Origin of the sequence: Bowdeniella massiliensis, assembly GCF_023634005.1 — a bacterium.
GTDB classification, from domain to species: domain Bacteria; phylum Actinomycetota; class Actinomycetes; order Actinomycetales; family Actinomycetaceae; genus Bowdeniella; species Bowdeniella massiliensis.
In genome coordinates this window covers 1-22208 of the sequence record NZ_JALIQR010000003.1, presented here as the reverse complement: position 1 = coordinate 22208, position 22208 = coordinate 1, and the positions used below count along the sequence as shown (strand labels likewise).

The following is a 22208-nucleotide window of genomic DNA, read 5'->3' as shown; positions in this document are numbered from 1 at the left end:
CTGTCAGTTCTCCTTAAACGGGAAGCCGAGGCGGCGCAGCAGCGAGCGACCTTCGTCGTCAGTCTTGGCGGACGTCACGATGGTGATGTCCATGCCGCGCACGCGGTCAATCTTGTCCTGGTCGATCTCGTGGAACATGGACTGTTCCGTGAGGCCGAAGGTGTAGTTTCCGTTGCCGTCGAACTGCTTGGGCGACAGACCACGGAAGTCACGAATGCGGGGCAGGGCCAGCGACAGGAGGCGGTCCAGGAACTCCCACATGCGGTCGCCGCGCAGCGTGACGTGCGCACCGATCGGCATACCTTCGCGCAGCTTGAACTGGGCGATGGACTTGCGGGCCTTGGTCACCTGCGGCTTCTGGCCGGTGATCAGCGTGAGGTCGTTGATCGCGCCGTCGATGAGCTTGGAGTCGCGAGCCGCGTCTCCCACACCCATGTTGACAACAATCTTGACGGGCTTAGCGACCTCGTTGATGTTGGGGTGGTTGAATTCCTCGCGCAGGCCGTTGATGACCTCGTCGCGGTAACGCACCTTCAAACGGGGCTGAGTCTTGGTTTCGCTCATTACAGCTCCTTACCCGAACGCTTAGCGATGCGCACGCGCTGGGTCTTGGTCCGGCCGTTGCGCTCGACGGTCTCGACGCGGTAGCCCACGCGAGTTCCCTTCTTGGTTTCCGGATCCACGACCATCACGTTGGAGATGTGGATCGGCGCTTCGATGGTTTCAATACCACCGGTGCGGGCGCCACGGGTGGACTGGCCAACCTTGGTGTGCTTCTTAACGCGCTGAACGCCCTCGACCACCACGCGGTTGGTCTCGGTCAGAACCTTGAGCACGCGTCCGGTCTTGCCCTTATCGCGACCGGCGATGACGACGACCTGGTCGCCCTTCTTCACCTTTGCCATTTAGAGCACCTCCGGGGCGAGCGAGATGATGCGCATGAAACGACGGTCACGCAGCTCGCGGCCAACCGGGCCGAAGATACGCGTACCGCGCGGTTCACCATCATTTTTCAAAATGACGGCAGCATTCTCATCGAATCGAATGTATGAGCCATCGGGACGGCGACGTTCCTTCTTGGTCCGGACGATGACGGCCTTGACCACGTCGCCCTTCTTCACGTTGCCGCCGGGGATGGCGTCCTTGACGGTGGCGACAATCGTGTCGCCGATACCGGCATAGCGCCGGCCGGAGCCACCGAGAACCCGGATGCAAAGAATCTCCTTCGCACCGGTGTTGTCGGCGACCTTAAGCCGCGACTCCTGCTGGATCATTGAGTGTTCTCCTGTCGTCGTGCCGGTTCTCGGTCAAATGCCCGAGCCTAGCCGAACGGTTTACTGCACTGCCTTGTCCGGCCCCTAAAGCGAGGCATGGTGACCGTTCCGGACCGGAAGAATCTGCGAAATTAAAGGCGCAGGGAGGTCCAGTGGCCACAAGGCAACCGTTCGAGTATAGATCATTGGCCAAGCGCAATCCAAGCGTTTTTCGGCGGCTAGGCGTGTAATCGCTCACGCCGCTGCGCACTGCCGTACTCCCCCGCTCACACGAGGCGGCCGCACACATCAACGGGGCCGACAATCGGACTGATTGCCGGCCCCGTTGTCATGCTTGGAGCAGCTGGGTTTAGCGAGCCTTTTCCAAGATTTCCACGACGCGCCAGTGCTTGGTGGCGGACAGTGGACGGGTCTCCATGATGCGAACGAGGTCGCCAATGCCACACTCGTTGTTCTCATCGTGGGCCTTCACCTTGGAGGTGCGGCGAACGACCTTGCCGTACAGGGCGTGCTTGACGCGGTCTTCGAGTTCAACGACGACGGTCTTATCCATCTTGTCGCTGACCACGTAGCCACGGCGGGTCTTGCGGTAGTTGCGCGCCTGGGGCGCGGCCTCAGCGGTAGCGTTATCGCTCATTGCCTACAGACCTTCCTTACTTCTTCACGGGAGCGGTGCGAATGCCCAGCTCACGCTCGTTGACGATCGTGTAGATGCGTGCGATATCGCGACGCACGGCCTTAACGCGGCCATGGTCTTCGAGCTGGCCGGTCGCAGCGGCGAACCGCAGGTTCAGCAGTTCGGCCTTCGCCTTCGCAAGTTCTTCGGCGAGGCGCTCGTTGTCCATTCCGTCCAGGTCGGACGGGGTCAGGCCCTTGGATCCGATGGCCATTAGCCTTCACCACCCTCACGGCTCACAAAGCGGGTCTTGATCGGCAGCTTGTGCTGCGCGCGGCTCATGGCCTCGCGAGCGAGCTGCTCGGGAACACCACCGAGCTCGAACATGACGCGGCCCGGCTTAACGTTGGCCACCCACCACTCAGGCGAACCCTTACCGGAACCCATGCGGGTTTCGGCCGGCTTCTTGGTCAGCGGGCGGTCGGGGAAGATGTTGATCCACACCTTGCCGCCACGCTTGACGTGACGGGTCATGGCGATACGAGCAGCCTCAATCTGGCGGTTCGTGATGTAGCCACTTTCCAGGGCCTGGATCGCGTAATCACCGAAGTTGATTTCGGTGCCACCGCTGGCGCGACCGCTCCGCTTGGGACGGTGCTGCTTACGGAACTTAGTCCGACGCGGGATAAGCATGAGTTATGCCTCCGATCCGGTTTCACTCGCCTGAGGCTGCTCGGGGTTAGCGGCAGCCTCGGGGGCTTCGCTGCGGCGCGGAGCGCCACGGCGGCCGGCACCTTCACCACGGCGTCCGCGGCGGCCCTCGCCGCGACGGCCACCACGCGGGGCAGCCTGGGCCTGGGCGCGAGCGAGTTCCTTATCGGTGACATCGCCCTTGTAGATCCAGACCTTCACGCCGATGCGTCCGAAGGTAGTGCGGGCCTCAAAGAAGCCGTAGTCAATGTTGGCGCGCAGGGTGTGCAGGGGCACACGGCCTTCGCGGTAGAACTCCGAGCGCGACATTTCCGCACCGCCGAGGCGGCCGGAGCACTGCACGCGGATACCCTTGGCGCCGCCACGCTGGGCGGACTGGATGCCCTTGCGCATGGCGCGACGGAAGGAGACGCGAGCAGCGAGCTGCTCGGCGATTCCCTGGGCGACGAGCTGCGCGTCGATCTCGGGGTTCTTAACTTCCAGAATGTTGAGCTGGACCTGCTTGCCCGTGAGCTTTTCGAGCTGGCCGCGCAGGCGGTCAGCTTCGGCGCCACGGCGACCGATCACGATGCCCGGGCGGGCCGTGTGCAGATCGACGCGAACGCGGTCACGGGTGCGCTCGATGTCCACGCGAGCAATGCCCGCGCGCTCCAGGTCCTCGGACAGGAGGTTGCGGATCGCGACGTCCTCCCGGACGTAGTCGCTGTACCGCTGGCCTTCCTTGGAGGAGTCGGAGAACCAACGCGAACGGTGGTCCGTCGTAATTCCGAGACGGAACCCGGTCGGGTTAACCTTTTGCCCCATTACCGATTCCCTTCTTCTGGCGCACCGACAACAACAGTGATGTGGCTGGTCCGCTTGTTGATACGGCCCGCCGCGCCCTTGGCGCGGGGACGGAACCGCTTCATCGTCGGGCCCTCGTCGACATATGCCGCGAGAACCACGAGGTCATTTTCATTGAACGACTCGGAGGCCTGATCGGCCTTGACCCGAGCGTTTGCAATCGCACTTTCGAGCACCTTGCGTACGGTACCGGCTGCCGCCTGCGGTGCGAAGCGGAGGATATCGATTGCCTCCACTGCGCCCTTGCCGCGAACGACGTCGATGACGCGCCGTGCCTTCATGGGCGTGACGCGCACATATCGCGCCTGCGCCTTGGCTTCCATCGCTTCCTGCCTAACTTGGTTCATGGTTCGAGGATGTAATCGCGCCCCGCTTAGCGGCGGCGGGCCTTACGGTCGTCCTTGTCGTGCCCGCGGTAGGTGCGGGTCGGCGCGAACTCCCCGAGCTTGTGGCCAACCATCGACTCGGTGACAAATACCGGCACGTGCTTACGTCCGTCGTGCACCGCGAAGGTGTGACCCAGGAAATCCGGGGTAATGACGGAACGACGCGACCAGGTCTTGATGACGTTCTTCTTACCAGCCTCGTTCATCTGATCGACCTTCTTTTGCAGATGGTCGTCGACGAAGGGGCCCTTCTTCAAACTACGTGGCATTTCGTCTCCCTATCAGCGCTTCTTGCCGGTCCGGCGACGACGCACGATCATCTTGTCGCTCGGCTTGTTCGGACGGCGGGTACGGCCTTCCTTCTGGCCCCACGGGCTGACCGGGTGACGGCCACCGGAGGTCTTACCCTCGCCACCACCGTGCGGGTGGTCGATCGGGTTCATGGCGACGCCACGCACGTGCGGGCGCTTGCCCTTCCAGCGCATGCGGCCGGCCTTGCCCCAGTTGATGTTCGACTGTTCGGCGTTGCCGACCTCGCCGACGGTCGCGCGGCAGCGCGCGTCGACGTTGCGGATTTCACCGGAGGGCATACGCAGCTGGGCCCAGGTCGATTCCTTGGCGACGAGCTGAACGCCGGCGCCCGCGGAGCGAGCGATCTTGGCGCCGCCACCGGGCTTGATCTCGATGGCGTGCACGACGGTACCGAGCGGGATGTTGCGCAGCGGCAGGTTGTTGCCGGGCTTGATGTCCGCGGCGGGACCGGCCTCGATGCGATCGCCCTGCTTGATCTTGGCCGGAGCCAAGATGTAGCGCTTCTCGCCATCGGCGTAGTGCAGCAGCGCGATGTTCGCGGTGCGGTTCGGGTCGTACTCGATGTGCGCGACCTTGGCGGGGATACCGTCCTTGTCATGGCGACGGAAGTCGATGACGCGGTAGGCGCGCTTGTGACCGCCACCGCGATGACGCGAGGTGATGCGGCCCGTCGAGTTACGGCCGCCGGTCTTGTGCAGCGGACGCAGCAGCGACTTTTCGGGCGTCGAGCGCGTGATCTCCGTGAACTCGGAGACCGAGGCGCCGCGGCGGCCCGGGGTCGTCGGCTTGTACTTGCGGATAGCCATTAGATAGCCACCTCACCGAAGATATCGATGGTGCCCTCACGCAGCGTGACGATGGCGCGCTTGGTGTCCTTGCGCTTGCCAAGACCGTCGCGGGTACGGCGGGTCTTACCCTTGCGGTTGATGGTGTTGACCGATGCGACCTTGACGTCAAAGATCTGCTCGATGGCGTTCTTGATCTCGGTCTTGTTCGAGCGGGGGTCCACGATGAACGTGTACTTACCCTCGTCGATCAGGTTGTAGCTCTTTTCGGAAACGACGGGAGCGAAAATGATGTCCCGCGGGTTCTTCGACGGCTCGATGCTCACTTGGTTTCCTCCTTCGCGTCCGCTTCGCGGCCGGCGAGGAATGCGTCGAGCGCATCGGAGGTGAACACCACGTCATCGCGAACGAGGACGTCGTAGGTGTTCAGCTGGTCCGGCCAGAGAAGGTGGACGGTCGGCACGTTGCGCAGCGAGAGCTGGGTCAGCTCGTCTTCACGCGTCACGACGACGAGCGCCGTGCGGCCGGTGCTGACGCCCTTGAGGGCGGCCAGGGCCTTTTTGGTCGACGGGGTGTCACCGTCGAGGAACGAGGAGATGACGAAGACGCGACCGTGACGGGCGCGATCCGACAGGGCGCCACGCAGCGCGGCGGCCTTCATCTTCTTCGGGGTGCGCTGGGCGTAGGAACGCGGCTGCGGGCCGTGAACGACGCCGCCACCGGCCCACTGCGGAGCGCGGATGGAACCCTGGCGCGCGCGGCCGGTGCCCTTCTGGCGCCACGGCTTGCGGCCACCGCCGGAAACGGCGGCGCGGGTCTTGGTCGCGGCGGTGCCGGCACGACGAGCGGCCTGCTGCGCAACGACGACCTGGTGAATCAGGGGAACGTTAACTTCGACGTCGAAGATCTCGGCGGGCAGTTCAGCCGTGCCGGTCTTCTTACCAGTTGCGTCGAGAACGTCGACCGTGGTGGCGGTCATGACTAGGCTCCCTTCGCGGCGTTACGGATCACGACCGTGGCGCCCTTGACGCCGGGAACGGCACCGGAGAGCAGAACGTAGCCGTTCTCCTCGTCGATGGCGTGGATCGTGAGGTTCTGGACTGTGGTGCGCTCGTTGCCCATGCGGCCGGCCATGCGCATGCCACGGAACACACGTCCCGGGGTCGCGCAGCCGCCGATGGAGCCCGGCTTGCGGTGAATCTTGTGGGCACCGTGCGAGGCGGGGCCACCGCCGAAGCCATGACGCTTCATCACACCGGCAAAGCCCTTGCCGCGGGAGGTACCGGTCACGTCGACGAGCTCGCCAGCGGCGAAGGTGTCGAGGCCGATCTCCTGGCCAGCGCTGTAGTTGTCCGCATCCGAGGTGCGGATCTCGAGGACGGTGCGACGCGGGGTCACACCGGCCTTGGCAAAGTGGCCCTTGAGCGGCTGGGTCACCTTGCGGGGATCGATTTCGCCGGCAGCAACCTGCACGGCCTGGTAGCCATCGACATCGAGGGTGCGCACCTGAGTAACCACGTTGGTGTCCACCTTGATGACGGTGACGGGGACGAGGCGCGCCTCGTCATCCCAGACCTGGGTCATGCCGAGCTTCGAGCCAACAAGCGCCTTGACGGCCTTGCCAGCTTCCGGCTGGGTAATCGTAGTCATGTCAGGTTCCTCAGAGCTTGATCTCGATGTTGACGTCCGCGGGCAGGTCGAGACGCATGAGCGAATCGACGGCCTTGGGCGTCGGGTCGATAATGTCAATCAGCCGCTTGTGGGTGCGCATCTCAAAGTGCTCACGGCTGTCCTTGTATTTGTGGGGCGACCGAATAACGCAGAACACGTTCTTTTCAGTCGGCAGCGGCACCGGGCCCACGACCGTCGCACCAGCGCGGGTCACCGTGTCGACAATCTCGCGTGCCGAGCTATCGATGACCTCGTGGTCGTAGGACTTGAGCCGGATGCGGATCTTTTGTCCCGCCATGGCGTCGTCTAACCTCTCTCGTACCGCAACTTCTCCGACCCCCGCGCTCGGGCGTGTCGCGTGCGCAATGAGCGCATTTGACCACGCTCCGGCAGGTTCCGGGTCGTTGGTTACTTGGTTGGACGGGGGCGATTTACCACCCGCCCGAAGTCTGCACACTCGGACGTGAATCCGAGCAACCGTACTAGTCTGCCAGAACTTCCCGCACCATGTAAACCCGCATCTGCGTGATTCAGCGTACGTTCTGGCCGGCAACCCATATGGGCGCCAGGCGTTCCGGCCGTTCGAGATTACCGCATGTGGCCGCGGATGTGAAACCCGCAGGGGGCATATGGGGGCGTGAGCCTGCCCACGCCCCCGCGCTCGGGCGTGTCGCGCTGTCAGGAACCGCCGTCAGGCAGCCCTCTCCCCCGCCGAACCACCGCTGTAGCCGCCACACCGGAATCTCTGGGCATAGCAAAGGGCCCGGCTCCTTGCGGAACCGGGCCCTTTGACTGATCGTGTCAGATCAGAAGCTCAGCAGGTGCCTTACTTCAGGATCTTCGTCACGCGGCCGGAGCCAACGGTGCGGCCACCCTCGCGGATGGCGAAGCCGAGGCCCTCTTCCATGGCGATCGGCTGAATGAGCTCGACCGTCATTTCGGTGTTGTCGCCGGGCATGACCATCTCGGTGCCCTCGGGCAGCGAAATGACGCCGGTGACGTCCGTGGTGCGGAAGTAGAACTGCGGACGGTAGTTCGTGTAGAACGGGTTGTGGCGGCCGCCCTCATCCTTGGACAGGATGTAGACCTGCGCCTCGAAGTTGGTGTGCGGGGTGATCGAACCCGGCTTGACGACAACCTGGCCACGCTCCACGTCTTCGCGACGGGTGCCGCGCAGGAGGAGACCACAGTTCTCGCCGGCCCACGCCTCATCCATCTGCTTGTGGAACATCTCGATACCGGTGACGGTCGTCTTCTGCGGCTCGCGGATACCGACGATCTCAACTTCGGAGTTGATCGGCAGCTTGCCACGCTCGACACGGCCGGTCACAACGGTGCCGCGGCCGGTGATGGTGAAGACGTCTTCGATCGGCATGAGGAACGGCTTGTCCATGTCACGCACGGGCTCCGGAACGTTCTCGTCCACGGCTTCCATGAGGGTGGCAACGGACTCGACCCACTCGGAGTCGCCTTCCAGGGCCTTCAGAGCGGAGACGCGGACGATCGGGGCGTTGTCGCCGTCGAAGCCCTGCGAGGAGAGCAGCTCGCGGATTTCTTCCTCCATGAGCTCCAGCATGTCCTCAGCGTCGTCGCCGTACTCGGCCATCGCCTGGTCGGTCTTGTTCAGCGCGACCAGCAGGTAGGGCACGCCCACCTGGCGGGCGAGCAGAACGTGCTCGCGGGTCTGGGCCATGATGCCGTCGGTGGCGGCGATCACGAGGATCGCACCGTCCATCTGAGCGGCGCCGGTGATCATGTTCTTGATGTAGTCGGCGTGCCCCGGGGCGTCAACGTGCGCGTAGTGGCGCTTGTCGGTCTGGTACTCAACGTGGGAGACGTTGATGGTGATGCCGCGCTGACGCTCTTCGGGAGCGTTGTCGACCTGGTCGAAGGGGCGGAACTCGTTCAGATCCGGGTACTTGTCAGCCAGCACCTTGGTGATGGCGGCGGTCAGCGTCGTCTTACCGTGGTCGACGTGACCGATCGTACCGATGTTAACGTGCGGCTTTGTCCGCTCGAACTTGGCCTTAGCCACTGGTGTCCTCCTGGGACTCGGGTAGTTTTCTCACAGCCTATGGCAGGTTTTCAGTGTACCTGCTGGCGGGGAGAGGTCCTACTGGTCGGTTGTTTTTCTTCCGGTTGACCGGTGGGACTACTCGCCCCGGGTCTTTTGAATGATTTCCTCGGCAACGTTCCGAGGAACCTCGGCGTAGCTATCGAACTGCATCGAGTACACTGCGCGCCCCTGCGTCTTGGAACGCAGGTCACCAACGTAACCGAACATGCTCGACAGCGGCACCAGGGCGCGAACGACCTTGACGCCGGTCGCGTCCTCCATCGACTGGATCATTCCACGACGGGAGTTGAGGTCGCCGATGACGTCGCCCATGTACTCTTCGGGCGTACGTACCTCGACGGCCATCATCGGTTCCAGCAGCACCGGGTCGGCGCGACGAACGCCTTCCTTCAGCACCATGGAACCAGCGATCTTGAATGCCATCTCCGAGGAGTCGACATCGTGGTAGGCGCCATCGACCAGCGTCGCCTTGATACCCACGAGCGGGTATCCGGCAAGTACGCCGAGCTGCATGGCGTCCTGGATGCCAGCGTCCACCGACGGGATGTATTCACGCGGGACGCGGCCACCGGTGATGGCGTCCTTGAACTCGTACGTCTCGCCTTCGGACGTATCGAGCGGCTCGAAGGTGACCTGCACCTTCGCGAACTGGCCCGAACCACCGGTCTGCTTCTTGTGGGTGTAGTCCACCTTTTCCACCGGGCGGCGGATGGTTTCGCGGTAGGCCACCTGGGGCTTACCGACGTTGGCCTCAACCTTGAACTCGCGACGCATGCGGTCAACGAGGACGTCGAGGTGGAGCTCGCCCATCCCGCCGATGACGGTCTGGCCGGTCTCATCATCCAGTCGGACGGTGAAGGTCGGATCTTCTTCGGCCAGCTTCTGAATCGCCGTGCCGAGCTTCTCCTGGTCACCCTTGGTCTTGGGCTCGATCGCCACGTGGATCACGGGCTCGGGGAAGGTCATCGACTCGAGGATGATCGGGGCATCCTGGGCGCACAGCGTGTCACCCGTCGTGGTGTCCTTCAGACCAATGAAGGCGTAAATGTGGCCAGCGTGTGCCTCTTCAACAGGGTTTTCCTTGTTGGAGTGCATCTGGAAGAGCTTGCCGACGCGCTCGCGCTTACCCTTGGTGGAGTTGAGCACCTGGGCGCCCTGCTGGGCAATGCCCGAGTAGACGCGCACGTAGGTCAGCTTGCCGAAGAACGGGTGCGCAGCAACTTTAAAGGCGAGCGCCGAGAAGGGCTCATCCTCGCTGGGCTTACGCTCCATCGTGACATCTTCATCGCCGGGCTTGTGACCCTGAATCGCCGGAACTTCCAGCGGGGAGGGCAGGTAGTACAGGACCGCGTCGAGCACGGGCTGCACGCCCTTGTTCTTGAAGGCGGTACCGCAGAAGACCGGGTAGGCATCGCCGGCGATCGTCAGGGCGCGTACGCCGCGACGGATCTCGTCGATCGAGAGTTCGCCGTCTTCGAAGAACTTCTCCATGAGCTCTTCGTCGGCCTCAGCAACGGTCTCGACGAGCTCGGCGCGCATCTCTTCGGCCTTCGCCTGAAGCTCCGCGGGGATCTCGCGCTCGTCGATGACGGTGCCGAGCGAGTCATTGCCGTCGGCGTCCTTCTCCGGGAAGTACAGCGCCTTCATCTCCACCAGGTCGACAACGCCCTGGAAGTCCGACTCGGCGCCGATCGGAATCTGCATAACGAGCGGGGTCGCCTTCAGGCGATCCTTAATCGTCTGCACCGAGTAGTAGAAGTCGGCACCGAGCTTGTCCATCTTGTTGATGAAGCACAGGCGCGGCACGTTGTACTTATCGGCCTGGCGCCACACGGTCTCGGACTGCGGCTCCACACCTTCCTTGCCGTCGAAGACGGCAACGGCACCGTCCAGGACGCGCAGCGAGCGCTCTACCTCGACCGTGAAGTCGACGTGTCCCGGGGTGTCGATGATGTTGATCTGGTGGTCTTTCCAGTAACAGGTGGTGGCAGCCGAGGTAATCGTGATGCCGCGCTCCTGCTCCTGCTCCATCCAGTCCATCGTGGACGCACCGTCGTGGGTTTCACCAATCTTGTAGTTGATGCCCGTGTAGAACAGGATGCGCTCGGTGGTGGTGGTCTTGCCGGCGTCAATGTGCGCCATGATGCCGATGTTGCGGACCTTGGTCAGGTCGGTCAGCACGTCGAGTGCCACGTGTGGTCTCTCTTCCTAAAGTTCGGACACAAGCCAGCTGGTGCTTACCAGCGGTAGTGGGCGAACGCCTTGTTGGCTTCGGCCATGCGGTGCATGTCCTCGCGGCGCTTAACCGCGGCACCCAGGCCATTGGAGGCGTCCAGAATTTCGTTCATGAGGCGCTCGGTCATCGTGTTCTCGCGGCGCTGCCGAGAGAATTCCACGAGCCAACGCATCGCGAGGGTCGTCGCACGCAGGGAGCGGACCTCGACGGGCACCTGGTAGGTGGCGCCACCGACGCGGCGGGAGCGAACCTCCAGCTGCGGGCGGATGTTGTCCAGAGCGCGCTTGAGCACGGCGGTCGGCTCGGAGTCCGTCTTTTCACGGACGCCTTCCAGCGCACCGTAGACGATGCGCTCGGCCGTCGACTTCTTGCCATCCAGCAGCACCGAGTTCACGAGCTGGGAGACAATCGGCGAGCCGTAGACCGGATCGGAAACGAGGGGGCGCTTAGGCGCGGGACCCTTACGAGGCATTACTTCTTCTCCTTCTTGGCGCCGTAGCGGGAACGAGCCTGCTGACGATCGCGCACACCCTGGGTATCAAGGGCGCCGCGCACGATCTTGTAACGGACACCGGGAAGGTCCTTCACACGGCCACCGCGCACGAGCACGATGGAGTGTTCCTGCAGGTTGTGGCCGACACCTGGAATGTATGCGGTGACCTCAATGCCACTAGAAAGACGCACACGAGCAACCTTGCGCAGCGCCGAGTTCGGCTTCTTGGGCGTGGTGGTGTACACACGGGTGCACACCCCACGGCGCTGCGGGCTCCCCTTGAGGGCCGGCGTCTTGGAGGTCCCGGCCTTGACGCTGCGGCCCTTGCGGACCAGCTGCTGAATCGTGGGCACTACTTCTCCGTCTCGAAGTTCTAACAGTTGAATTGGTTTCTTGCCCGCCTTACGGCCGGCGCGGATTCGGATAACGAATCAGGCTCGCGCCGCTGGCCCCGATCTGGCTCGAAATCCGCTTATCGCGGGGAGCACACACGGGGGCCCGGCGTGCGGGCACCAGCGACCAGGTTAGCGCGATCTTTATCCGTGAGTCAAAGGGGCACCGACGTGAATCCGCGTGGTATCGGCCACCTTGAAGGTTCGGGCGGCGGGCACGGCTGTGGCCGGTATCTCAGTTCGAAGATACCGGCCACGAGCGCGGATGATCTAGGAGAAGTCGACGTCGAAGTCGTCGCCGAAGTCTAGATCGTCCAGGTTGAGCGGTTCGCGCGATACCGGCGCGAAGTCGATCTCGGACAGGCCGAGGCGGCTGAACGCCTCCGCCTTGGCTTCCTCGGTGGGCTCGACATCCACATTGTGGTAGCGGCCAAGGCCGGTACCGGCGGGGATGAGCTTACCGATGATGACGTTTTCCTTCAGGCCGAGCAGCGGGTCCGACTTGCCGGACATCGCCGCTTCGGTCAGGACCTTCGTCGTCTCCTGGAAGGAGGCGGCCGAGAGCCAGGATTCCGTGGCGAGCGAGGCCTTGGTGATACCCATGAGCTCCGGACGTGCCGAGGCGGGCTGGCCACCTTCGGCGACGACGCGGCGGTTCTCGTCGGTGAAGCGGGCCTGCTCGACGAGGTCGCCCTGCAGCAGGTTCGTATCCCCGGCGTCGAGCACGGTCACGCGGCGCAGCATCTGGCGCACGATGACCTCGATGTGCTTGTCGTGGATGTCCACGCCCTGGGAGCGGTAGGTCTCCTGGACCTCGTCCACCAGGTGCTTTTGCACGGCCCGCGGGCCCTTGACGCGCAGCACGTTCTTCGGGTCGATGACGCCGTGCACGAGCTGCTGACCGACCTCGACGCGGCCGCCGTCTTCCACCATGAGCTTGGCGCGGGAGGCGATCGGGTATTCCAGATCCTCTCCCCCGTCGTCGCGGGTGACAACGATGACCCGTTCGCGGTCGCGGTCCTCGATCTTGACGGTGCCGGCGGCCTCGGAGATCGGGGCCTCACCCTTGGGGGTGCGGGCCTCGAACAGCTCCTGGACACGCGGCAGACCCTGCGTGATGTCTTCCGCGGAGGCGGCGCCACCGGTGTGGAAGGTACGCATCGTCAGCTGGGTGCCGGGCTCACCGATCGACTGCGCCGAGATGATACCGACGGCTTCGCCGATATCGACGAGCTTGCCGGAGGCCAGCGAGCGGCCGTAGCACAGCGCACAGGTGCCCACGCGCGAGGTGCAGGTGAGCACGGAGCGCACCTTTACCTCGGTGATGCCGGCGGCCACGAGGCGATCGATGATGACGTCGCCCACGTCCTCACCGGCGGCGGCAAGCACCTTGCCATCGGCGTCGGTCACGTCGGCGGCCAGGGTGCGGGCGTAGACGGAGGTCTCGACGCGATCCGCGCGGACCGTCGTGCCATCCTCGCGCACCTCGGCGATCGGCAGCGTGAGGCCGGCGCGGGTGCCACAGTCATGCTCGCGCACGATGACGTCCTGGGAGACGTCGACGAGGCGACGCGTGAGGTAGCCGGAGTCGGCGGTACGCAGCGCGGTATCGGCGTTACCCTTACGCGCGCCGTGCGTCTCGATGAAGTACTCCAGGACGGACAGGCCCTCGAGGTAGTTCGACTTAATCGGACGCGGGATAATCTCGCCGCGCGGGGAGGCCACGAGGCCACGCATACCGGCGATCTGACGCACCTGCATCCAGTTACCGCGAGCGCCGGAGGTCACCATCCGGTTCACGGTGTTGGACTCGGGCACGTTTTCACGCATCGCGTCGGCTACCTTATCGGTCGCCTCCGTCCAGACCTTGATGAGTTCCTCGCGACGTTCCGCGTCGTGCAGGAAGCCCTGCTGGAAGGATTCTTCGATCTCCTCGGCCATCTTTTCGTAGCGCTCGAGGATCTCGGCCTTCTGCGGCGGCGCGACGACGTCGGAAATCGCGATCGTCGTGCCGGAGCGGGTGGCCCAGTAGTAGCCGGCGGCCTTCAGGGCATCCAGCGACTCGGCAACCTCGACCTTCGGGTAGCGCTCGGCCAGATCGTTGACGATGCCCGAGAGCACCTTCTTGTCCACGATCTTGTTGACGAACGGGTAGTCCACGGGCAGCGCCTCGTTGAACATCGTGCGGCCCAGCGTCGTTTCCACGACGACGGGCTCGCCCGCGGCGTAGTCCTCGGGCAGCTCGACGTCGGGGCCGGGCACGATGGAGGTGAAGCGGATCTTCACCTTCGCGTCCAGACCGAGCTCGCCCGCGTCGAACGCCATGATGGCCTCCGACGGCGAAGCGAACGCGCGGCCGGTGCCCACGGCGTCCTCGTGCAGGTTCGTCAGGTGGTAGAGCCCGATGATCATGTCCTGCGACGGCATGGTCACTGGGCGACCGTCCGAGGGCTTCAGGATGTTGTTCGTCGAGAGCATGAGGATCCGGGCCTCGGCCTGCGCCTCGGGGCTCAACGGCAGGTGGACCGCCATCTGGTCACCGTCGAAGTCGGCGTTGAAGGCGCCACACACGAGCGGGTGCAGCTGGATGGCCTTACCCTCCACGAGCTGCGGCTCGAAGGCCTGAATGCCGAGGCGGTGCAGCGTGGGCGCGCGGTTGAGCAGCACGGGGTGCTCGCGGATGACCTCTTCCAGGACATCCCACACCTGCGGGCGCTGGCGCTCGACCATGCGCTTGGCGGCCTTGATGTTCTGCGCGTGCTGCAGGTCCACCAGGCGCTTCATGACGAACGGCTTGAACAGTTCCAGGGCCATGGCCTTGGGCAGGCCACACTGGTGCAGCTTCAGCGTCGGGCCGACGACGATAACCGAGCGGCCCGAGTAGTCCACGCGCTTACCGAGCAGGTTGCCGCGGAAGCGACCCTGCTTACCCTTGAGCATGTCGGAGATCGACTTCAGCGCACGGTTGCCCGGTCCGGTGACGGGACGGCCGCGGCGGCCGTTATCGAACAGCGCGTCGACGGCTTCCTGCAGCATGCGTTTTTCGTTGTCGACGATGATTTCCGGCGCGTTCAGGTCCAGCAGTCGCTTGAGGCGGTTGTTGCGGTTGATGACGCGACGGTAGAGATCGTTCAGGTCCGAGGTGGCGAAGCGGCCACCGTCGAGCTGAACCATCGGGCGCAGATCCGGCGGGATGACCGGGACGCAGTCCAGGACCATGCCCTCGGGCGAGTTGCCCGTGGTGAGGAATGCGTTGACGACCTTCAGGCGCTTGAGCGCGCGGATGCGACGCTGGCCGGTGGCCGACTCGGCGATTTCCTTCAGCGACTCGGCCTCGCCCTTCAGGTCAAAGTTGCGCAGGCGCTCCTGGATCGCGGCAGCGCCCTTGGAGCCCTCGAAGTACATGCCGTAGCGGGCACGCATCTCGCGGTAGAGCGACTCATCGCCCTCCAGGTCGCCGACCTTCAGGTTCTTGAAGCGGTCCCAGACCTGCTCGAGGCGATCGAGCTCCTTGTCCGCGTTGCGGCGCAGGTTGTTGACCTCGCGGTCAGCGCCCTTGCGAGCCTTTTCCAGGTCCGCGGCCTTGGCGCCGGCCTCTTCGAGCGCGGCGAGATCGGTTTCCAGCTTGCGCAGGCGGTACTCGACGTCCGCGTCGCGCTGCTGCTCAATCTGCTTGCGCTCGACCGAGATCTCGGCCTCCAGGTCCGGCAGGTCCTGGTGACGACCCTCCTCGTCGACCTTCGTGACCATGTACGCGGCGAAGTAGATGACCTTTTCCAGGTCCTTCGGCGCGAGGTCCAGCAGGTAGCCGAGGCGCGAGGGCACGCCCTTGAAGTACCAGATGTGGGTGACGGGCGTCGCCAGCTCAATGTGGGCCATGCGCTCACGACGAACGTTGGAGCGGGTGATTTCCACGCCGCAACGCTCACAGATGATGCCCTTGAAGCGGACGCGCTTGTACTTACCGCAGTTACATTCCCAGTCGCGCGTCGGACCGAAGATCTTCTCGCAGAACAGGCCGTCCTTTTCCGGCTTGAGCGTGCGGTAGTTAATGGTTTCGGGCTTTTTCACTTCGCCATGCGACCACGAACGAACGTCGTCGGCGGTGGCGAGGCCAATGTGGATCGAGTCGAAGACATTGACGTCGAGCAAGGTTTCCTACTTCCTCAAAATTTCTAATAAGAGCCGTGTCGAAGGTGTGACCGCGCCGCCCGCCGTGGCGGGCAGCGCCGGCCCTATTACAGAGAGTCGAAGCTCGCGCCATCGGGGCGGCGGCCGAGGTCAATGCCCAGCTCCTCCGTCGCGCGCAAGTCGTCGTCTTCGGTTTCGCGCAGTTCGATGGCATTACCATCGACGTCGAGCGCCTCCACGTTCAGGCACAGGGAACGCATTTCCTTGATGAGAACGCGGAAGGACTCCGGCATACCGGGCTCGGGGATGTTATCGCCCTTGACGATCGCCTCGTAGACCTTCACACGACCGGTGACGTCATCGGACTTAATCGTCAGCAGCTCCTGCAGCGCGTAAGCGGCACCGTAGGCTTCTAGCGCCCACACTTCCATCTCACCGAAGCGCTGGCCGCCAAACTGGGCCTTACCGCCGAGCGGCTGCTGGGTGATCATCGAGTACGGGCCGGTGGCGCGCGCGTGGATCTTGTCGTCGACGAGGTGATGCAGCTTCAGGATGTACATGTAGCCGACGGCGATCGGATCCGGGAACGGTTCGCCCGAGCGGCCATCGAACAGGCGCGCCTTGCCATCCGTGTTCACGAGGCGTTCGCCGTCGCGGTTCGGGTAGACGTTGGCGAGCAGCCCTTCGAGCTCGGGGCGCTGGATACCGTCGAAGACCGGGGAGGCCACGAGCGAGCCTGGCTCACCCGTCAGTGCTTCTTCCGGAAGCGAGTTGACCCATTCTTCGCCGGCCTGCTTCAGCCCGGTGATGTCCCAGCCGTTAGCGGCGACCCATCCGAGGTGCAGCTCCATGACCTGGCCGAGGTTCATTCGGCCGGGCACACCGAGCGGGTTCAAGATGATGTCGACGGGCGTGCCATCCTCCATGAACGGCATGTCCTCGACGGGCAGGATCTTGGAGATGACGCCCTTGTTGCCGTGACGGCCAGCGAGCTTGTCACCGTCGGTGATCTTGCGGCGCTGAGCGATGTAGACGACGACCTTCTGCGTCACCTCGGGGCCGAGATCATCGCCGTTTTCGACGTTGAACTCACGCACCCCGATGACGATGCCCGACTCGCCGTGCGGCACGCGGGTGGAGGTGTCGCGAACTTCGCGAGCCTTTTCGCCGAAGATCGCGCGCAGCAGGCGCTCTTCGCTCGTGAGCTCGGTTTCGCCCTTGGGCGTGACTTTGCCGACGAGGATATCGCCGGAGGAAACCTCGGCGCCGATACGGATGATGCCGCGCTCGTCGAGGTTGGCCAGCATGTCTTCGGAGACGTTGGGCAGATCGCGCGTGATCTCTTCCGGACCCAGCTTCGAATCGCGCGCCTCGGCCTCGTACTCCTCAATGTGGATCGAGGTCAGGAGGTCTTCGGAGACGACGCGCTGGGACAGGATGATCGCGTCCTCGTAGTTGTAGCCTTCCCAGCTCATGAATGCCACGAGCAAGTTCTGGCCAAGCGAGAGCTCGCCCTCGTCGGTGGCCGGACCATCAGCGATGACCGAGCCCGCCTCCAGGCGATCGCCTTCGGAGACGACGACGCGCTGGTTGTAGGCGTTGCCCTGGTTTGAGCGCGCAAACTTCGTCACGCGGTAGACGCGGGTCTTACCGGAGTCTTCCGCAACGTAGACGGAATCGGCCGAAACCTCGGTGACGACGCCGGGCGCTTCGGCGATGAGAACATCACCGGCATCGACGGCAGCGCGGCGCTCCATACCGGTACCCACGAGCGGGGCGACCGGGCGGACCAGCGGCACGGCCTGACGCTGCATGTTCGCACCCATGAGGGCGCGGTTAGCGTTGTCGTGCTCCAGGAAGGGAATCATCGCGGTAGCGACGGAGACCATCTGGCGCGCGGAGACGTCCATGTAGTCGACCTGCTCGATCGGCGCGAGGATCGGCTCGCCACCGGAAACGCGGCACAGCACGTGATCCTCTTCGAAGTGGCCATCGTCGGTGAGCTTGGCGTTGGCCTGCGCGATGATGTGACGATCCTCGTCGTCGGCCGTCAGGTAGACGACCTTATCGGTGACCTTGCCGCCCTCGACCTTGCGGTAGGGGGTCTCCACAAAGCCGAACGGATCGATGCGCGCGAACGTCGCGAGCGAACCGATCAGACCAATGTTCGGGCCTTCCGGCGTCTCGATCGGGCACATGCGGCCGTAGTGGGAGGGGTGCACGTCGCGCACTTCCATGCCGGCGCGATCACGCGAGAGGCCACCCGGGCCGAGCGCCGAGAGACGACGCTTGTGGGTCAGGCCCGCGAGCGGGTTGTTCTGATCCATGAACTGCGAGAGCTGCGAGGTCCCGAAGAACTCCTTGATCGCGGCCGTCACCGGGCGGATGTTGATGAGCGTCTGCGGGGTAATCGCCTCGACGTCCTGCGTGGTCATGCGCTCACGCACGACGCGCTCCATGCGAGCCAGGCCCGTACGAACCTGGTTCTGGATGAGCTCGCCGACGGCGCGGATGCGGCGGTTGCCGAAGTGATCGATGTCGTCGGTCTCGACGCGAACCTCGATCTCCTTGCCCTTCTTGACGCCCGGCATCGTTTCGTGGCCGGCGTGCAGCGCAGCGAGGTACTTGATCGTCGCGACGACGTCTTCCACGCGCATGACCGACTCGGACAGGTCCGCGTCCAGGCCAAGCTTCTTGTTGACCTTGTAACGTCCGACCTTCGCCAGGTCGTAGCGCTTGCCCGTGAAGTAGAAATTGTTGAGCAGGTTACGGCCCGCGTCCGCGCTCGGCGGCTCACCGGGACGAATCTTGCGGTAGATGTCAACGAGCGCTTCATCCTGCGTCGTGACGGTGTCCTTTTCCAGGGTCTCCAGCACGACCGGGTAGTTCGCGAACTCCTCGCGAATCTCCTCGGTCGTCATGCCAAGGGCCCGCAGGAAGTGGGTGACGGACTGCTTGCGCTTGCGATCGATACGAACACCGACGGCGTCGCGCTTATCGATCTCGAATTCCAGCCACGCGCCGCGCGACGGGATGATCTTCGCGGTGAAGATATCGCGACCGGAGGTGCGGTCCTCGCTGCGCTCGAAGTAGACGCCCGGAGAACGGACAAGCTGGGAGACGACGACACGCTCGGTGCCGTTAATGATGAAGGTGCCCTTGTCGGTCATGAGCGGGAAGTCGCCCATGAAGACCGTCTGGGACTTGATCTCGTCGGTGGCGTGGTTGATGAATTCGGCCACGACGTACAGCGGAGCCGCATACGTCTTGGACTTTTCGCGGCACTCCTCGACCGTGTACTTCGGCTCGTAGAAGTGGTGTTCCTTGAACGTCAGCTCCATAGTCTGGCCGAGGTCCTCGATCGGAGAGATCTCAGCGAAGATCTCCTCCAGGCCGGAGGTCTCGGGGATCTGACGGTCGCCGCTCTTCTTTGCGGCAGCTACCCGCTCCCGCCAAGCCTCCGAGCCGAGGAGCCAGTCAAAGCTCTCGGTCTGCAACCCGAGAAGATCGGGGGCCTGCAGCGGTTCGTGGATTTTTGCGAATGACTGACGGCGCGAAGCCGTACGATTCTTAATGGCGTCAGCCGATGGGGTGCTCGAGGCAGCCAAAGGGTGTCCTTCCCTACGGTTCTCATGCGCACTGGCGCGTCATCGGCCCCTACCTGGTACTGTTCCAACCACATCCTGCGCGCGGAAACGGATGCCGGACCACAGTCCACCTCGGACACGATAAGCGCAACTCTCTACATTAGGGTCAAATTACGCGCGTGTCTAGATGTCGACTTCATGGCCTTGCTCACGTGCGGTACACTACCGCCGCCGGGAGCCCCCGAGCTATTTCTTAGGCAGCTCGCGCGTGTAGATCGCCACCTCGAATGGCGTCTCCTTGGAGAACGTGAACTCGAGCTTGGCGTTACCGGCATCGGGCCAAACCGGTAGGACGACGTCGGCGAACCGCACGGGCCCTCGCCCTGTTCCTTACCGTTGACCAGCAGGGCGAACTTCGAGTCCTCCTCGGCACACACTGGCACGATGACAACTTCCTCGTTGTCCTTGACCTTGACGTCCGCCGTGAGATCTTCGCCGTTGACCACCGAGGAGACATAGGTGGGGTAAGGCTCCGACGGAATGAGTGAGAGCCACATCTTGGGGTTCTTCGACAGATACTCCTCTACCCCGCCCTTCGTGGGATTCTGGTAGGTCTGCTCGAAGAGCTTGTCCGACTCGGCCGACGCGCTCGTCGGCGACTGTGTTGATTCCGAATCGGTGCAGGCTGCCAGTGCACCAACGGTGGAAACCGAGATTGCTAGGACTGCGGCGCGGAGCAAGGAAGACTTACATACCCTCGATGATCCCCATACCTTGACCATGTTTTCCTGCTCGCTGCGAGCGATCTCACGACGCCCGCGGATCCCAAAAGACCCGCTCACCCCCAGGGATGAGCGGGTCTTTGAGTAAGCGTCTCGCTTCAGCAGGCTAGCGCCTGCAAGGAGTTACTTGAGGGTGACGGTCGCGCCGGCAGCCTCGAGCTCTTCCTTGGCCTTGTCGGCGTCTTCCTTCTTGGCGCCTTCCAGGACCGGCTTCGGAGCGGAGTCCACGAGGTCCTTGGCTTCCTTCAGGCCGAGGGAGGTCAGGCCACGAACAGCCTTGATGACCTGGATCTTCTTGTCGCCGACGGATTCGAGGATGACGTCGAACTCATCCTTCTCTTCCTCGCCAGCGCCGGCGTCGCCGCCAGCAGCCTGGGCGCCACCGGCAGCCACAGCGGCAACCGGAGCAGCAGCGGTGACCTCGAAGGTCTCCTCGAACAGCTTGACGAATTCGGACAGCTCGATGAGGGTCATTTCCTTGAAAGCATCGAGCAGCTCTTCGTTGGTGAGCTTAGCCATGGGGGCTTTCCTTCCTTAGAGTTTCTGCTACGCGAGCAGGGGGTTGTTAATGCCGACTTAAGCGTCGGCTGCCTGCTTGTCGCGCAGGGCATCGACAGTACGAACCGCCTTGGACAGGGGTGCGTTGAAGACGTAAGCAGCCTGGAACATGGTGGCCTTGAGGACACCAGCCGCCTTGGCCAGCAGGACGTCGCGGGACTCGAGATCAGCGAGCTTGGAAACCTCTTCGGTCGGCAGAACCTTGCCGTCCATGTAGGCGCCCTTGATCACGAGCAGAGGGTTCGCCTTGGCGAAATCACGCAGCGCCTTGGCCGCATCCGGAACCTCGCCGGATACGAATGCCACCGCGGTCGGGCCAGCGAAGTACTCGTCGAGTCCTTCGATGTCCGCTTCCTTGGCAGCGATGGCTGCGAGAGTATTCTTCGCCACGGCGTAGGTTGCGTGCTCGCGAAGCGAACGGCGCAGCTCTTTCAGCTGCTCCACTTTCAGTCCGCGGTACTCGGTCAGCACAACCGCATTGGAGGAGCGGAAAAGTTCCACCATCTCGGCAACGGCAGCTGCCTTATCAGGCCTCGCCATGGCCCTCCTTTCGATCGGTGCCGCAGATCTTTCTCAAAGCAGCGAGGAGGGCAAAATAAAAACCCTGCACGCATAAGCGGACAGGGCAACAGAAAACTCTGTATCTCTTTCCACCTACGCGGGCTCCTTGCGGACTTCGCTTCCCTGACGGGAAGACCGGCGGTCTTCGGCAACCACAACACTAGCAAGGCGAGCGACGAGACGTAAAGTAGCGCGGCGCGCATCGACGGGTGACATCGACCACCTCGGGCAAGGCCACCATCTCACAGAGTTCTGCGCGCTCACCGCCACGGGCTACCCCCTCGCTCCCCAACCATCCTGCGCGAACAGACGGCTACAGGCCCGTCCTCATATGCACGCACCCTCGTACCCAAGCCTATCTACCAGCGCGCGAGGGTGTGATTGTTGCGGCCTGTTGACCTTGTGGCTCTGTGGTGAGGGTTTGTTGGCCTGGCCGTCGTTCTCCACACCCCGCCTCCCGACGCCTCTCGCATTCCCGTTGTGGTGGGTGTTCGATTTTCGGGGTTGTGGCATTTGGTTTCCTTCTGGTAGTCGCCTGCAGCACCCCGCAGCAGGCACAGATCATCCACTCACTGATTGGCGGGAGGGAGGCGCATCATGGAACTGACGTCACTGTTCGAAGCGGCTGGTCTTGATGTGCCCACCAGCCATCCCGCAGCAGGATCTGCTCCGGTCGTGTCGGAAGGCCTATTGAATCTCGGGATTGGGATCCTCGCGGCAGCGGTCGAGAACGGTGTTGACCTGCCGGAGGCGCTGCATAAGTTGATCGCGGCACGCAACATCGAACGCGCCT

The 22208-nt window shown here is 63.6% G+C and carries 24 protein-coding genes; 1 reads left to right on the top strand and 23 read right to left on the bottom strand.

What is annotated here, in order from left to right; all coding sequences use genetic code 11:
- Positions 1-3 precede the first annotated feature (3 nt).
- The 23 genes from rplE to rplJ all read right to left on the bottom strand — a co-directional run bounded on the left by rplE (position 4) and on the right by rplJ (position 21394).
- Complete coding sequence (gene rplE, locus MUN85_RS02370) at positions 4-564, bottom strand: 50S ribosomal protein L5 (RefSeq protein ID WP_250505222.1); 561 nt, start codon at positions 562-564, stop codon at positions 4-6.
- On the bottom strand, positions 564-905 hold the full coding sequence (gene rplX, locus MUN85_RS02365; protein WP_092562840.1) for a 50S ribosomal protein L24: 342 nt from the start codon (positions 903-905) through the stop codon (positions 564-566). The genes rplE and rplX overlap by 1 nt, the downstream gene beginning before the upstream one ends.
- On the bottom strand, positions 906-1274 hold the full coding sequence (rplN, locus tag MUN85_RS02360; protein WP_092562837.1) for a 50S ribosomal protein L14: 369 nt from the start codon (positions 1272-1274) through the stop codon (positions 906-908).
- A 349-nt stretch (positions 1275-1623) separates the two neighbouring features.
- A complete protein-coding gene (rpsQ, locus tag MUN85_RS02355) occupies positions 1624-1911 on the bottom strand; it encodes a 30S ribosomal protein S17 (protein ID WP_250505221.1) in 288 nt (95 codons plus the stop codon).
- Positions 1912-1927: 16 nt separating this feature from the next.
- Positions 1928-2164: a 50S ribosomal protein L29 gene (gene rpmC, locus MUN85_RS02350; RefSeq protein ID WP_073715475.1), complete on the bottom strand. Its 237-nt coding sequence runs from the start codon at positions 2162-2164 to the stop codon at positions 1928-1930.
- Positions 2164-2583 (bottom strand): 50S ribosomal protein L16, encoded by a 420-nt coding sequence (gene rplP, locus MUN85_RS02345; protein ID WP_092562831.1) that lies wholly within the window; start codon positions 2581-2583, stop codon positions 2164-2166. Before rplP ends, rpmC begins: the two co-directional genes overlap by 1 nt.
- 3 nt (positions 2584-2586) lie before the next feature.
- A complete protein-coding gene (gene rpsC / locus MUN85_RS02340) occupies positions 2587-3405 on the bottom strand; it encodes a 30S ribosomal protein S3 (RefSeq protein WP_092562828.1) in 819 nt (272 codons plus the stop codon).
- A complete protein-coding gene (gene rplV / locus MUN85_RS02335) occupies positions 3405-3767 on the bottom strand; it encodes a 50S ribosomal protein L22 (protein ID WP_250505357.1) in 363 nt (120 codons plus the stop codon). The genes rpsC and rplV overlap by 1 nt, the downstream gene beginning before the upstream one ends.
- Positions 3768-3817: 50 nt before the next feature.
- Entirely contained in the window at positions 3818-4099 is a 282-nt protein-coding gene (rpsS, locus tag MUN85_RS02330; protein WP_073715479.1) for a 30S ribosomal protein S19, read from the bottom strand.
- 12 nt (positions 4100-4111) lie between these two features.
- Positions 4112-4948 (bottom strand): 50S ribosomal protein L2, encoded by an 837-nt coding sequence (gene rplB, locus MUN85_RS02325; RefSeq protein WP_250505220.1) that lies wholly within the window; start codon positions 4946-4948, stop codon positions 4112-4114.
- On the bottom strand, positions 4948-5253 hold the full coding sequence (rplW, locus tag MUN85_RS02320; RefSeq protein WP_092562819.1) for a 50S ribosomal protein L23: 306 nt from the start codon (positions 5251-5253) through the stop codon (positions 4948-4950). The genes rplB and rplW overlap by 1 nt, the downstream gene beginning before the upstream one ends.
- On the bottom strand, positions 5250-5906 hold the full coding sequence (gene rplD / locus MUN85_RS02315) for a 50S ribosomal protein L4 (protein ID WP_092562816.1): 657 nt from the start codon (positions 5904-5906) through the stop codon (positions 5250-5252). Before rplD ends, rplW begins: the two co-directional genes overlap by 4 nt.
- 2 nt (positions 5907-5908) lie before the next feature.
- Complete coding sequence (gene rplC, locus MUN85_RS02310) at positions 5909-6577, bottom strand: 50S ribosomal protein L3 (protein ID WP_250505219.1); 669 nt, start codon at positions 6575-6577, stop codon at positions 5909-5911.
- A 10-nt stretch (positions 6578-6587) separates the two neighbouring features.
- Positions 6588-6896 carry a 30S ribosomal protein S10 gene (gene rpsJ, locus MUN85_RS02305; protein ID WP_092562810.1) on the bottom strand — a complete coding sequence of 103 codons (309 nt, stop codon included), beginning with the start codon at positions 6894-6896 and terminating at the stop codon, positions 6588-6590.
- A gap of 528 nt (positions 6897-7424) precedes the next feature.
- The gene (gene tuf / locus MUN85_RS02300; protein WP_250505218.1) at positions 7425-8633 is read right to left on the bottom strand and encodes an elongation factor Tu; all 1209 of its coding nucleotides are present in this window, start codon (positions 8631-8633) and stop codon (positions 7425-7427) included.
- Positions 8634-8750: 117 nt separating this feature from the next.
- Positions 8751-10868: an elongation factor G gene (fusA, locus tag MUN85_RS02295; RefSeq protein ID WP_250505217.1), complete on the bottom strand. Its 2118-nt coding sequence runs from the start codon at positions 10866-10868 to the stop codon at positions 8751-8753.
- A gap of 44 nt (positions 10869-10912) precedes the next feature.
- On the bottom strand, positions 10913-11383 hold the full coding sequence (rpsG, locus tag MUN85_RS02290; RefSeq protein WP_092562801.1) for a 30S ribosomal protein S7: 471 nt from the start codon (positions 11381-11383) through the stop codon (positions 10913-10915).
- Entirely contained in the window at positions 11383-11757 is a 375-nt protein-coding gene (gene rpsL / locus MUN85_RS02285) for a 30S ribosomal protein S12 (protein WP_092562797.1), read from the bottom strand. Before rpsL ends, rpsG begins: the two co-directional genes overlap by 1 nt.
- A 309-nt stretch (positions 11758-12066) precedes the next feature.
- Entirely contained in the window at positions 12067-15948 is a 3882-nt protein-coding gene (locus MUN85_RS02280; RefSeq protein WP_250505216.1) for a DNA-directed RNA polymerase subunit beta', read from the bottom strand.
- Positions 15949-16034: 86 nt separating this feature from the next.
- Positions 16035-19535, bottom strand: coding sequence for a DNA-directed RNA polymerase subunit beta (gene rpoB / locus MUN85_RS02275; protein WP_250505215.1), 3501 nt, complete (start codon positions 19533-19535; stop codon positions 16035-16037).
- Between the two features lie 134 nt (positions 19536-19669).
- A complete protein-coding gene (locus MUN85_RS02270) occupies positions 19670-20254 on the bottom strand; it encodes a hypothetical protein (protein ID WP_250505214.1) in 585 nt (194 codons plus the stop codon).
- Positions 20255-20419: 165 nt separating this feature from the next.
- A complete protein-coding gene (rplL, locus tag MUN85_RS02265) occupies positions 20420-20815 on the bottom strand; it encodes a 50S ribosomal protein L7/L12 (RefSeq protein ID WP_092562787.1) in 396 nt (131 codons plus the stop codon).
- 57 nt (positions 20816-20872) lie between these two features.
- Positions 20873-21394, bottom strand: a complete 522-nt coding sequence (rplJ, locus tag MUN85_RS02260) for a 50S ribosomal protein L10 (RefSeq protein ID WP_250505213.1) — start codon at positions 21392-21394, stop codon at positions 20873-20875.
- 618 nt (positions 21395-22012) lie between these two features.
- Between rplJ and MUN85_RS02255 the strand changes: the two genes are divergently transcribed.
- Positions 22013-22208 (top strand): hypothetical protein (locus MUN85_RS02255; protein WP_250505022.1); only part of this gene is annotated, 196 nt, incomplete at its 3' end.